At 73.9% G+C, this 12,930-nt stretch carries 10 protein-coding genes, 1 tRNA gene and 1 pseudogene; 6 read left to right on the plus strand and 6 right to left on the minus strand.

All coding sequences use genetic code 11. The features are described 5' to 3' along the window. Nucleotides 1-186: 186 nt before the first annotated feature. Nucleotides 187-259: transfer RNA gene (locus L1885_RS13455), tRNA-His, on the plus strand. Nucleotides 260-688: 429 nt separating this feature from the next. Continuing rightward, nucleotides 689-1,552 carry a GH25 family lysozyme gene (locus tag L1885_RS29185; protein ID WP_308117322.1) on the plus strand — a complete coding sequence of 288 codons (864 nt, stop codon included), beginning with the start codon at nt 689-691 and terminating at the stop codon, nt 1,550-1,552. 48 nt (nt 1,553-1,600) lie between these two features. On the opposite strand, the gene L1885_RS13470 is transcribed toward L1885_RS29185, so the two are convergent. The 3 genes from L1885_RS13470 to L1885_RS13480 all read right to left on the minus strand — a co-directional run bounded on the left by L1885_RS13470 (nt 1,601) and on the right by L1885_RS13480 (nt 5,638). Beyond that, entirely contained in the window at nt 1,601-3,157 is a 1,557-nt protein-coding gene (locus L1885_RS13470; RefSeq protein WP_235797320.1) for an AMP-binding protein, read from the minus strand. 88 nt (nt 3,158-3,245) lie between these two features. Continuing rightward, nucleotides 3,246-3,503, minus strand: a complete 258-nt coding sequence (locus L1885_RS13475) for a hypothetical protein (RefSeq protein WP_235797321.1) — start codon at nt 3,501-3,503, stop codon at nt 3,246-3,248. Between the two features lie 866 nt (nt 3,504-4,369). Beyond that, nucleotides 4,370-5,638 (minus strand): PucR family transcriptional regulator, encoded by a 1,269-nt coding sequence (locus tag L1885_RS13480; RefSeq protein ID WP_235797322.1) that lies wholly within the window; start codon nt 5,636-5,638, stop codon nt 4,370-4,372. A gap of 155 nt (nt 5,639-5,793) precedes the next feature. Here L1885_RS13480 and L1885_RS13485 point away from each other — a divergent pair, with 155 nt between their 5' ends. Then, entirely contained in the window at nt 5,794-6,459 is a 666-nt protein-coding gene (locus tag L1885_RS13485) for a TetR/AcrR family transcriptional regulator (protein WP_235797329.1), read from the plus strand. 927 nt (nt 6,460-7,386) lie between these two features. Here the strand turns inward: L1885_RS13485 and L1885_RS13490 are convergent. Beyond that, on the minus strand, nt 7,387-7,764 hold the full coding sequence (locus tag L1885_RS13490; protein WP_268984045.1) for a nuclear transport factor 2 family protein: 378 nt from the start codon (nt 7,762-7,764) through the stop codon (nt 7,387-7,389). 111 nt (nt 7,765-7,875) lie between these two features. On the opposite strand from L1885_RS13490, the gene L1885_RS13495 reads away from it, so the two are divergent. Further along, nucleotides 7,876-8,346, plus strand: a complete 471-nt coding sequence (locus L1885_RS13495) for a MarR family winged helix-turn-helix transcriptional regulator (protein ID WP_235797324.1) — start codon at nt 7,876-7,878, stop codon at nt 8,344-8,346. Nucleotides 8,347-8,447: 101 nt separating this feature from the next. Here L1885_RS13495 and bla read toward each other — a convergent pair whose 3' ends face one another. Together bla and L1885_RS13505 are read right to left on the minus strand one after the other, a co-directional pair. Continuing rightward, nucleotides 8,448-9,455: a class A beta-lactamase gene (bla, locus tag L1885_RS13500; RefSeq protein WP_235797325.1), complete on the minus strand. Its 1,008-nt coding sequence runs from the start codon at nt 9,453-9,455 to the stop codon at nt 8,448-8,450. A 193-nt stretch (nt 9,456-9,648) separates the two neighbouring features. Continuing rightward, complete coding sequence (locus L1885_RS13505) at nt 9,649-11,097, minus strand: aldehyde dehydrogenase (RefSeq protein WP_235797326.1); 1,449 nt, start codon at nt 11,095-11,097, stop codon at nt 9,649-9,651. 861 nt (nt 11,098-11,958) lie between these two features. On the opposite strand from L1885_RS13505, the gene L1885_RS13510 reads away from it, so the two are divergent. Next, a complete protein-coding gene (locus L1885_RS13510) occupies nt 11,959-12,504 on the plus strand; it encodes a TetR/AcrR family transcriptional regulator (protein WP_235797327.1) in 546 nt (181 codons plus the stop codon). A 114-nt stretch (nt 12,505-12,618) separates the two neighbouring features. Further along, a pseudogene (locus L1885_RS13515) lies at nt 12,619-12,930 on the plus strand (hypothetical protein); the annotation flags it as partial.

Genomic DNA, 12,930 nt, shown 5'->3' on the forward strand with positions numbered 1-12,930 from the left:
CCGGGCCGCCGGGGGCCACCTCGGACGTCCGCGCGAGGCCCGGGTCGCGCCCTGCTCCGCGGCGCCTGCGGCGCGGCCCGCGCCGCAGGTCGGCGGTGCGCGCGGCGACACCGGAAACGACGGCGCGAGCACCCCCGCGGACCCTGTACACTTTTTCTCGGCCGGTCGGAAAACGGACCGGTCATGGTGGGTGTAGCTCAGTTGGTAGAGCACCTGGTTGTGGTCCAGGTGGCCGCGGGTTCGAGTCCCGTCACTCACCCTTCATGGAAGGCCCTCTCCGCGGAAACGCGGAGAGGGCCTTTTTGGTGATGCCCGCCGCCGCTCTCCGCGCCGCCCCCGGCGGCCGCGAACCGGCCCCGCGACCGCTGGACGGCAAGCGGCGGACGCCGAACGACAGGCGGCAAGCAGCAGGCGGCAACCGGCACCGGCAACCGGCAGGACGGGTGATCCGGAGGCCGCGGCAACTCCGTTCGAGGCGTCCCTCTCCCGGTCACGGGGTCCTCGCCCCACGGCGCTCACGCACGTGCGGGGATCCCGCCCGCCCCGCCCGTACGCCATCACGGCGGGGAGAAGGACGCGCGCAGAGTACGGGCTGCCCGTCCCGTCCCGCACGGACTTGGGCAAAGCCTCTCCTTCGGCTTCAACGGCTCGTACCGTGGGGGTTCTTCATGTCCGCAAGGAGCGCACCATGATCAAAGGCATCGACGTCAGCAACTACCAGGCACCCACCTGGTCGACATCGGGCTTGTCGTTCGTGTTCGCCAAGGCCACCGAGGGGCACACCGTCGTCGACTCGTCCCAGGCCGCGCACGCGGCCCGGGCCAGAGGCGCGGGGCTCGTCTTCGGGCAGTACCACTTCATGTGGCCCGGAGACGTGCAGGCGCAGGCCAAGTGGTTCGCCGACAGGTCCGTGACCGCCGAGGGCGACCTGATGGCCGTGGACTGGGAGAGAACGGGCAGCGGCACGATGGCGAGCAACGCCGACAAGGACGCCCTGATCAAGGCCATCAAGGCCCTGCGGCCCGGACACAAGGTCGGCCTCTACACGAACACCAGCTCGTGGCTCGGCATCGACAAGACCGGCTACTACGGCGACTTCCTGTGGATCGCGGAGTACGGCGTCCCGGCGGGAAAGCCGAAGATCAAGGCCAAGTGGACCTTCCACCAGTACACCAACAGCCCCGTGGACACGAACGTCTACCAGGGCACGGCGGACCAGCTCCGCGCATGGGCCGGCACCGGGCAGGCCGTCGTCAGGCCGAAGGTGTCCCTGAAGAACCTGGTGGCCGCCGCGAAGGCGGACCCCAAGGCTGCCCAGGGTCACACCACCCACCCCGCCGACGTGAAGCCCGTCGAGGCGGCTCTCGTCAAGCTGGGCCTCCTGCCGGGGACTTACGGCTCGGACGGGGCGTTCGGCAGCGCCACGGTCGACGCGTACGCCCGGTTCCAGCGTTCGCTGGGCTACGACGGCTCGGACGCCGACGGCATCCCCGGCCAGGCCTCGCTGCAGGCCCTCGCCACGAAGGCGGGGACCTTCACGCCGGTTCCGTAGGCCGCGGGGCACGGCACCGCCCGGGCGCCCACGCGGCGCCCGGGCAGCTCACACCCCGGCCGGTGCCAGGGACGCGCGCAGCGCCTTCTTGTCGGTCTTGCCGACGGCCGTGCGGGGAAGCGAGAGGGCGAACGAGTACGAGGCGGGTGCGTAGTCCTCGCCGAGCGCCTCGGTGATCCGGTCGGTGAGGGTGGGCAGGTCCGGTTTCGCGTCCGGGTCCGCGAGGACCAGCACCACGTGCACGGCCTCCTTGCGCTCACCGTCCGGCAGGCCCACGGTCGCGGCCTCGGCGATGCCCGGGTACGCGGCGAGGAAGTCGTCGAGGAGGCGCGAGTACACGTTGCCTGCCGTGCGGTCGCAGACGATGACGTCCCGCGCCCGGTCGATCAGGTACAGGTGCCCGTCCTCGTCCTGGCGCGCGATGTCGCCACTGCGGAACCAGCCTTCCTCGTCGAGCACCTCCGCGGTGCGCTCCGGGTCCCTCCAGTACCCCTCCATGACGTTGCGGGCGCGCAGGTACAGCTCTCCCGGCTCGCCCGCCGCGACCGTTTTGCCGTCCTCGTCGCGCAGTTGCACCTCCACACCCCTGGACGGGCTTCCGCACCCGGAGAGCGTCACGGGCCTGGCCGGGTCGTGCTCCCACGGCATGAGCTCGGCGATGCTGCCGGTCTCCGACGCCCCGTACAGCTGGTGCAGCACGGGCCCGAAGCGTTCGATCGCCTGGCGCAGGCGCTCCGGGGCGGCGGCCGCGCCGCTGTAGAAGAGCCGCTGCAGGGCGGGGAAGCGGCCGGGGAGGCAGTCCGGGTGGTCGAGCAGTTCGTACAGCCATCCCGTCACCAGCATCACACCGGTGACCTGTTCGCTCTCCATCAGGGACAGCGTGGCGCCGGCGTCGAACGACCTCATCAGCACGATGGTCTGGCCGGTCAGTATGCACACCAGTGAGGTCCGGTGGCCGCTGGCGTGTGTGACGGCGGCGCTGGTCAGGACCGAGGGGTCCGACGCGGTGGACAGGTAGCCTTCCGCGTCCCGCACCAGCTCCTCGTAGTGGCGGTGGCGGTGGACGACCAGTTTGGGTCGGCCCGTGGTGCCGCCGGTGTAGAAGAGGGTCGCGACGTGGCGGCTGTGGGCGGCCTCGTCGGGCGCGAGGCGCTCCCCGCCCTTCGCCGTGGTCGGGAAGTCCACCGCTCCCGGGCACGGCCCGATGCTGAAGACGCGCGGCACACCGACCTGTTCGGCGGCCGGCAGCGCCCGGTCCGCCACGGCGGGATCGAAGAGCAGCACCTTCACTTCCGCGCGCCCGATCAGACCCCCGAGTTCGCTCCTGCCGAGGGTCAGCGGCACGAACACCAGCCTGCAACCCACGAAGTGTGCGGCGATCTCCAGGAGCAGGGCCTCCGGGGAATTGAGCGCGAACAGCGCCACACCATCGCCGGGCCGGAGTCCGGCGGCGCGCAGGGCAGCGGCGAACTCCAGTACCGTGCCGTGTGCTTCGCTGCCGCTGATCCGCCGGCCCTCGACCACGATCGAGTCGCGGTCCCCTCTCGCCCGCAGCCGTTCCAGCACCGCTGTCGTGTAGTTGCCGGGGGTACTGGCCTCGTCCATGGTCTCTTTCCTCAGCGTGGTGTGGGTACGGGCCGGGCACGTCTCGATGCCGTACGGGCTCAGGCGCAGCCGGCGTTGTCGTACGGACTCAGGCGCAACCGGCTTTGCCGTAGGCGGCGTCGGCCGCATCGGCCTTCTCCACGAGGGCCCGGACCTCGTCCGCCGGGGCACCCTGCTGCCGCGCCGCGACGGCTGCGTCCCGCGCCTGCTCGAAACGGGCTCGGAGGTCGTCGCAGACGCTCTGGGACTGCTGAGGGCTCGCCTGGGCCGCGGTGGCCGTGGCTGCGCCGGTACCGACGAGCGCCACGGCGAGAGCGGCTGCGGCGAGCAGACGTCGAGACAGCATGGTTCTCCTTGATCGAGGTGGTGGTGTGGGCCCGGCGGTGTCCGGGCGGGCCGCACGCTCCACGCTAGGGGCGGCCCGCGGGCCCGGCCGTGTCCCTCGACGACAGGTGCGGACGCTCCCGGTGTCGCCCCGGCACAGGCCGCCCGGGGCCGCCCCGTCGCCGGGTCGTGGGTGTCGCGGGGCCACAGGCCCGCTGCGGCCCACCTGTCGAAGAGCGGTATCGCGACGACACTGCGGGCCGCCGATACTGGGTCCCGTATCCCGGGACGCACTGTCCGGCACGCCGGCGCCCTCCCGCGGGCAGGGGCCCCGCCCTCGCAGGCCGGGCGTTGCGGGGGCCGGCGGGGCCCCCGTCAGGTGAGTTCACGCGGGGGCGATCACACGGCGCCCGTTGCCGTCTCCTGCTGAGAACCGCTGTCCCAGCGGCTGCGGGAGACCACGCGGCACGGGAGCGGCCCGGTGGAACGGCTGCGGCAGTTCGGATCCTGCTGCACAGGCTTCGTCCTCGAACACCCCCCGCTCTTCGCGATCATGTTCAGTGCCCGGTAAGCGCCGCACGCGCGGAGCACCCGCCCGCGGCGCCGGGATCGAGGCGCGGCGGCACGTGCAAGGAGCGGGAAAGGCGGAGGGGCCGGAGAGAGCTGAAGGGCCGGAGAGGGCGGAGGGGCCGGAAGGGAGGCGGCCCCCGAAACGCGGGGCACCGGTACGGCCTGACGGCACGGGCGGAGAAGGGCGACAGGCCGCAGGTCGCGGGCGCCCGCCGGAGGGGTCGGCAGGTCACGGGCACCCGTCGCGCGTTCGGACCGTGACCGACGTGCCCGGGGCGGTGCCCGGCCGGCCCGCGAAGCCGAGGGGCGGCGCGTGGTTCAGCTGTCGGGCGTGGCCAGGCCCGCCGCCGTCAGCAGGCGGTCGGCGCCCAGCGCGCGGTGCAGCCGCAGGGCCGTGAGCAGTTCGATCCGGCGGTCGGTGAAGTCGGGACCGAGGGCGTCGGCCGCGGTGGCGAGGCGGAGCCGGACCGTGTTCTCGTGGATGCCGAGACGGGACGCGGTGAGGGTCTGGGAGCCGGACGAGAGCCAGGCGAACAGCGTGCCGCGGATGCGGGCGGCCCGCGGGGTCCGGTCCGCGAGCTCACCCAACTCGTCCGCCGCGAAGGCACTCGCGGCCGAGACGTCACTCAACAGGACCGTTTCAAGGGCGAAGTCGTTGAAGTTCAGGCAGAGTTCACCGTCGAGGGCGAGCACGGAACGCATGTCCTCGGCTCTCCGGGCCTCCTGGTGGGCGCGACGGAACCCGTCCAGCCCCGTTCGCGGGCCGCCGATCGCGGTGCGTGCCCCCGTACCCGCGAGCGCCTCGCGCAGCGCGCCGAGTGCGCCGGCGTCAAGGGGGCGGGGCCGGCTGAGCCACCCGGCCCAGGTGGTGCCGTCGATGGCCACGAGCAGACCGTCGCGGATCTTCGTCGCGGCCTGCGCGGCGCGGAACACCTTCTGGGCCCCCGCGAGGTCGTCGGCGCGTATCAGCACGCAGAGGTGGGATCCCGAGAGCCGGTGCCCCAGGTCCGCCTCCAGCGCGAACGTGGCCTTGGGGTGCCGGCCGTCGAGGATCTCCAGCACGAGATCGCGGCGCCTCGGATTGCCGCCGCGCAGGAGGTCGGCGGTGGCGGCCTCGTGCGCCGCCAGCGCGAGGCCCTTGCCCTCCTCGGTGAGGTCCATGACCAGGCGGGTGGCCCGGGTCACGAGCTCACCGGACGCGGCCGCGCCGCCCCCCGCCGCGGCGAGGCCCCGCCACTGCGTCTCGGACCACAGGTCGAGCATGCGGCGCATGGCCGTCCAGTAGAGGTCCTTCACCGTGGGTGCCGGGACGCGCTGCTCGGCGAGCCAGCGGCCGAGGCGCCGGGCGGGCTCCTCGACGACAGCCCCACGGCCGCCGGACGACAAGGCCGTGAGGGCCATGACCTGCACGTGCACCCTGACGAGGGCGGTCAGGCAGTTGCGGAAGGCCGCGCCGCCCGCGCTTTCGGGGCACGCCTCTTCGACGGCCGCGGTCGCGACGGCGTCCACCATCAGATCGAGCCAGGCGGACCGGGGCAGGGCTCCCGCGGGGGCTCCGCTCACGTCGCCGGATCTCGTCGACTCCATGACGTCCAAGATTCTTCTCCTGCCTCAAGCCGTGTCCTGCGTCCACCGGCGAAACGTCACGGCACCCGGCGCATGCCGGAGAACGGCGTGGCGGGCAGGGGGCGACGGCGGTCGCCACCTCTGCGCGGTGGCCGCGAGGAGTCAATGTGAACGCCATGAACATACGGCTCGATGTTAGAGTCGTCAACATGGAGCCAGGCGACAGACAGCGCGACAGCTACCACCACGGATCCCTCAAGGAGTCGCTCGTCGCTGGCGCGCGGGAGCTGCTGAAGGAGAAGGGCCCCGACAACTTCAGCCTCAGCGAACTGGCGCGCCGCGTGGGCGTCAGCACCGCCGCGCCGTACCGGCACTTCGAGAGCCGCGAGGCCCTTCTCGGCGCCGTGGCGGCGCAGGGGTACGAGGAGCTGCTGCGGCGGCTCGAAGGGGTGGTCGAGCCGGGCGTCAGCCCGGTGGAGCAGCTCAAGCTGTTCGGCATCGGCTACCTGGCCTTCGCCGCCGACCACCCCGAGCTCTTCCAGATCATGTTCAACGGGCGCTACAGCGAGGAGGCGGGCGGCCCCCGCGGCGCGGCCTTCGCCCCGATGATCCACTACGTCGAGCGGGCCCAGGCCGCACGGCTGCTGCCCACCGCCGTTCCCTCGTACGAGGTGGCCCGCTTCCTGTGGGCCACGGCGCACGGGCTGACCGTGCTGCACCTCAACGGCGGCTTCGAGTCGCTCGGCATCGACGACACTCCCGAGGGGCTCAACTCCTCGGCGTGGGACGTCGTCCTGGGAGAGAGCGCGGCGGGAGCCGCGGGAGCGACGCGGGAGCGTTGAAACCCTCCTGGGGGAATGCGCCCCGCCCCGGCAGTCGATGTCCCACGGAAGGGCTCGGGCGGACCCCCCAGCGCCTCCGCGAGGGCGGCCGAACCGGTGCCGGGCGGCAGGTGCACTGGAGAGACGGGCGCCCCGAAGCCCCTCGTGCGGCAGGGCGGCCAGGGACGACCTTGCGGTGCAGATGCTCGTGCTACCGGCCCCGGCCCCGACACTCCGGAAGGAGGGCGGTCGCCGCGGGGCCCGGCAGCCGGTCGCCCGGGACTCAACGACGTTGCCATGGGCGGGAGTGCACACCGGGCGGTCGAGCCCCTTCCGATCGGGGGCGGTCCTGGGGTGCGGGCGGGCGCGCCGGCATGACCGGAAGTGCCGCGTACCCCCGCCGCCGCCTCCCGGCGCGTGCCGCGGCGGGTGGACGGGTGGAGCGGAACCGCCCTGCCCCCCGCTCGGGCTCGGCGTAGTCCGCCGCTGTGGGCACGCGGAACACACCACCCCGTTCCACGGGCCCGCCGTACGGGAGCGCCCCCTTCCGGCCGTCCCGGCCCGAACGCCCGGCGCGGTGGCCCCCGCACACGCCGGCCGCGCCGCCGCCCCGCGATCCGGTGCCACCGGTCCTGTCCCACTTCGCCACACGCCGGGGAGCGGCCCCTCTCCGTCGGCCATGTCGGGCCAGTCGCGCGCCGCCCAGACTCCCGGGGAGAACTGGTTCTCACCCGAGGGAGTCTCCGCGCCCGCACCGGCCCTGGCTGTCGTCGCCGGCGACCCGATCACGCACCGTGAGACCCGGGCCGGGGCCGCGCCCCGGTGCCCCTCCCCCGGCAGGGCACCGGCGCCGGCACGGCGTTGGGACACCCGCGCCGCGGCAACGTCGCTGCGGGGGCATGCCGTTGCTCGTCCCGCCGCCCGGCCGGACGGACGGCGTCCACGGGATCAGCGTGCGCTCCCGATGCCCCGGTCGGCCTCCGCACCCTCGATCATCAAGGTGGTCTCCTCGACGCGGCTGAAGCGCCCGTCGGACGCGAGGTCACCAAAGGCGTACACCTCCACGCGGAGGGCGGAGCCGTCCCTCTTCGTCAGGTGGACGGTGTGACGGTCGGCGTACTTCCGGCCGTCGCGCAGTTCGTCGTGCACCACGACGTGACCACCGGCCACGACCGTGCGCAGGTGGCCGATGTGCTCGACGAATCCGGCGCGGTCGTCCCAGGTCCCGTCCGTGCGTTGCCGGTAGCCGGGGGTGAAGTGGCGGTCCGCGGCCTCCTCCACGGTGAGGCCGGGGTTGAAGATCAGGTCGTCGAGGGCTGCGGCCATGCCGGTGGCGTGCACTGGGGTCTCCTTTGAGAAGTGGGGTATGTGTGCGCAACGCACGCTCTTTCCCCACCGTAACACCGTTGCGTGCGTCGCGCACGTTATGGTGGGGGCATGGACGACGGGACGGGACAGGACATCGCAGACGCCTTGGGCCTGCTGCTCAGGCGCACCACGCGCACCCGGCTGCACCGGGCACTGACCGACGGCATGGGCGAGGCGGTGGACGAGCTGACGTACCCCGTGCTGAGCGCACTCGCGCGGACGGGCCCGTGCAGCGCGGCGCAGTTGGCGGCGGACGCGGGCATCGACCGCTCGGGCGTCACGCGCCGGGCGAGCCGGCTGGAGGACGCGGGCCTGGTCCGGCGCGAGCCCGATCCGTCCGACCGGCGGGCCGCGCTCCTCGTCCTCACCGACGCGGGCGAGCGGACGGTGGCGCGGCTGCGCCGGCGCCTGGCAGCGCTGATCGGCGACAGCCTCGCGTCGTGGCCGCCCGGCGAGGCCGAGATCTTCGCACGCGGCCTGCGCCGGTTCGCGGAGGAGGGGCCGTTCGACCATGGCGCCGGGCCCGCCGTCGACCGGTGAACGCCCGGCGGGAGCAGTGCACGTACGCGCCACCCGAGGGGCGGGCGTACGTCCGTCCCGCTTGACCGGGCACCCACCGTCCGCGACGGTGGGGCGCGGACTCAACGCAGCGCGGCGAGCACGGCCTTCGTCGTGTCGGCGATGAGGGCATCGTCGGAGGATGACGTGCGGTGCCCCCGGGCGGAGAGGATCGCGAGGACGACCGGGGCGCCGATCGGCGGCCACACCACGGCGATGTCGTTGCGGCTGCCGTAGTCGCCGTTGCCCGTCTTGTCGCCCACCCGCCAGCCCGCCGGCACTCCCGCGCGGATGTACGGGCCGCCGGTGGTGGTGTGGAGCATCCAGGTCGTCAGCCGCGCGCGCCTCCGGGCGGTCAGGAGATCCCCGAGGAGGAAGCGCCGCAGGTCGGTGGCGAGTGTCCGGGGCGTGCTCGTGTCCCTCACGTCGCCGGGGATCGCCGAGTTGACGTCCGGTTCCGCTCGGTCCACGTGCGTGGTCACGTCGCCCGTGCCCCGCAGCGCGCGCTGGAGCCCGGCGGGCCCGCCGAGGCGGTCGAGCAGCAGGTTGGCCGCCGTGTTGTCGCTGTGGCGCAGGGCCGCGTCGAGGAGGGCGCGCAGGGTCATGCCGGTCGACACGTGCGCCCGGGTGACGGGCGAATACTTCTGGAGGTCCTCGGCGCGGTAGGTGAGGACGCGGTCCAGGTCGGCGTCCGAGGCGCGGCGCAGCAGGACACCCGCCGCGAGCGCCTTGTACGTGGAGTCGAAGGCGAACCGGTCGTCCGCGTGGTAGCCGATCTCGCGGCCGCTGCCGGTGTCCAGGGCGTACACGCCGAGCCGGGCACCGTAGCGGCGCCGGAGCGCGTCGAGCGCGGCGGCCGGCGCCGGTACGGGCACGGTCCCGGCGGCGGGGGTGCCCGCCGGCGTGGACCCCGGGGAGGCCGCGGCACCCGGGCCCGTGCCCGAGGTGGCAGGGCCCGCGGTGCGCGCGGAGGCGGAGGGGTCCTTCGCGGAGGCGGCGGGCGGGTGCGGGCCGCCGCAGGCGCCGAGCAGCGCGGTCAGGAGCAGGGCCGAGGCGGCGGGCAGGACGCCGCGGGGGCGGAGGGGGCGCATGCCCCCAGCGTGGCCCTTGCGCCCCGAGCGGCCAAAGACGCGGGGCCGGTGTCGGCGCGCATCGAGACACATCGACACAGGCTCGCCGGGCCGTGTCCCGGCCGCCGGCACGCACCGGCGGCAGGCTCACCCGCCGCACCCCCGGTCACGGCCCCCCGACACCAGCCCTCTTGTACGGTCACCCGCGCCGGCGTCAGGCCGGAATCGTCACAGTCTTGTGCTCGACGTAGCCGGCCAGGCCGACGGCGCCGTACTCGCGGCCCGTGCCGCTGGCCCGGTAGCCGCCGAAGGGGCCGTCGAAGCCGATGGGCGCGCCGTTCACCGTGAACGTCCCGGTCCGCACGCGGCGGGCGATCTCCAGCCCGTGGGCCGCGTCGGCGGTCCACACGCCGCCGCTGAGGCCGTACTCCGAGTCGTTGGCGATGCGCACCGCGTCGTCCTCACCGTCGTAGGGGATGACGACGAGGACCGGCCCGAAGATCTCCTCCTGCGCAATCCGCATGGAGTTGTCCACGTCGGCGAAGAGCGTGGGCTTCACGTAGTTGCCGCGCTCCAGGCCCTCGGGCGACTCAGGGCCCCCGGTGACCAGCCGCGCACCCTCCTCGACGCCCAGCCGGATGTACGAGCGCACCCGCTCCTGCTGGTCGGCGCGCACGAGCGGGCCGACGAAGGTGTCGGGGTCGGAGGGGTCGCCGACCTTCAGACCCTCCAGCAACTCCTTGAGCGCGGCGACGACTTCCTCGTAGCGCTCGCGCGGGGCGAGGATGCGGGTCTGAGCGATGCAGGCCTCGCCGTTGTTGGCGAGCGAGGAGAACTTCAGCGAGGGCACGGCCCGTTCCAGATCCGCGTCGGGCAGGAGGATCGCGGCCGACTTCCCGCCGAGTTCCAGCCCGACCCGCTTGAGCTGCTCGCCCGCGACCGCCGCGATCGAACGGCCGGCACGGGTCGATCCGGTGAAGGCGACCTTGTCCGTGCCGGGGTGCGCCACCAGGTAGGCACTGGTCTCGCGGCCGGCGGGCAGGATGCTCACCACCCCTTCGGGCAGGTCGAGTTCGGCGAAGATGTCCCCGAGCAGCCCGATGCTGAGCGAGTTCTCGGGCGAGGCCTTCAGCACGACGGTGTTGCCGGCGAGGAGCGCGGGGATCAGCTTCGCGAGTGCGGAGGAGAACGGGGAGTTCCACGGGATGACCGCCGCCACCACGCCGATCGCCTCCCGCCGCACCACACTGCGGAACCCCGCGTCGGGCACCGACGACTCCAGCGTCTCCTCCCAGCCGAACTCCCGGGCCGCCTTGAGGTATCCGAGTGCCTGCCGGGTCAGGCCGCCCTGCCCCGCCGCGTTGAACCAGTGCGGGTTGCCGCGTTCGAGGGTGATGAGCGCGGCGATCTCCTCCGCGCGTGCCTCGCGCAGTGCGTTGAGGCGCGCGACGACCTCCTGCCGGTGCTCCGGTGTGGTCCGGGGCCAGGGTCCCTCGTCGAACGCGGCGCGGGCCGCGGCCACCGCACGGTCCACGTCGGCGGGCAGTGCCTGCACGGAGCGCCCCACGAGGGACTGGTCGTGCGGGGAGAGGATGTCGAGCTGCTCGGGGCTGCTGGGGGCACTCCAGGTGCCGCCGATGTAGAGCTTGTCGCGGACGATCATGATGTCACTGCTTTCTCGCGCCGGGAGGCCGGTGGCCCCGGGATCTGCGCCGGGGAGGTTCGGTGGCGCGGTGGGTGGTGTGAGCACACGGGCGCCCCGGGGCACACCGGAAACGGGCGGCGCCGATACGGGGGACGTGCGCGGTGCGTGCGGAGTCGGGACGTGCGCGGTGCGTGCGGGGCGGACGTGGGTGGGTTGAGCGGGGTTCGGGCGGCGTACGCGGTACGCGGAGGTCCGGGCGTGCACACCGGGAGTGTGTGCGGACACGGGCGCCGAGCCGCGCGACGGTGCCGGGAGCGCCTGCCGGACCACCGGTGGGTCCGGGGACCGGAGACACACGACGGGCGACGCCAGGTGGCAGGTGGCAGGTGGCAGGTGGCACGTGATCAGTGCCCGGCGACCGGTACCTGGTGATCGGCCGGGCGCCGCCTGCGAGACAGCGGCACCGAGCGTGGACGGGACGTCGCCACGGCGTGCGCCGTTCGGATGCGGGAACCGCGCCACGGGCCCGTCGCGGGGTGGTGCATCGGATCTATGTCATGGGGAAAGGCTACGACTCCGACGCGGTAAGTGCAAGTAAGTGCCTCACGAGAGTGTCAGTAACGTTCTCGGCGCTCACGGAACCCGGCCATCGAAGCCCTTCAGGGCCGGGTCCGCCTCGGTCGAGGGGACTCCGCCACGGCCCCGGCCCCAGGAGCCCGTCGCCGACGGAACCGCGCAGACCCTTGCCGGGGGCGCGTCCGAGGCGCGCCCGAGGCCGCCCCCGCCACCCCGCCACCCCTCCCCCACGCCCACCGCCCAGGACCGGGCCGGGCCGCACTTCCCGCAATGTTCTGCCACACCGAAGGTACACTTATCCGCATGAGAGCCGATGCCGCCCGCAATCTGGATGCCGTCCTGCGCACCGGCGCCCGCCTCCTCGCGCAGGACCCCGCGACGACGATCGCGGCGGTCGCCGCCGAGGCGGGGGTGGACCGCCGGACGGTCTACCGTCGCTTCTCGACGCGCGAGGCGCTGCTGTCGGCCGTCTACCGGGCGAAACTCGACGCGTCCGAGGCCGTCCTCGACGAGGCGCGTCTGACCGAGGCGCCCGTGGCGGTGGCACTCCACCGCTACGTGGAGTCGATCGTCCCGGTCAGCCGGCGGTGGCCGCTGGACATCCGGCGCATGATGAACGAGGACCCCGAGGCACTCGCCCGCGCCGACGGCCAGCGCGCCCGGCTGGCGGCGTTCTTCCGGCGCGCCGCCGACGAGGGGCTCGTCCGCGACGACCTCCCGGAGGGCTGGGCCATGGCGATGCTCGGCGGCCTCGTCGACACGGCCGCCCACGACTTCACCGACCTCGATCCCGGCCGCGCCGCGGACCTGGTGGTCGCCTCCCTCCTCGACGGCGTCCGGGGTCGCTGAACGGGCTGCGGACGGAGCGCCGTTCGCGACGCTCCACCGTCCGGCACCGGGCCTTCACCGCGTGTGCGTGCGAGGATGGCGCACGGTGAGCGTCGGCACTCGGGAGGCATGGACGTGGACGGGACGGCAGCGACGACGAACACGGCAGCGGAGGCGGCCGAAGCCACCACGGAGGCGGCACCGGCCGCGTCGCCGGCGGCGGCCGCGGCGGCCCGGACACTCGACGCGGTGCGGCGCCTGGACCCGGGGATCCAGGCGTTCGTCCCGGAGCCGGACCGGCCCGGGCGGCTGGCCCGTGAGGCGGCCGGCCTCGACGAACGGTTCGGCGCCGCGCCCGGGGACGGGCCCGCGCTGTACGGGGTGGCCGTCGGGGTGAAGGACATCGTGCGCGTGGACGGCCTCGACACGCGCGCCGGGTCGGCGCTG

The sequence above is a fragment of the Streptomyces fuscigenes genome (assembly GCF_021556455.1).
GTDB lineage: Bacteria > Actinomycetota > Actinomycetes > Streptomycetales > Streptomycetaceae > Streptomyces > Streptomyces fuscigenes.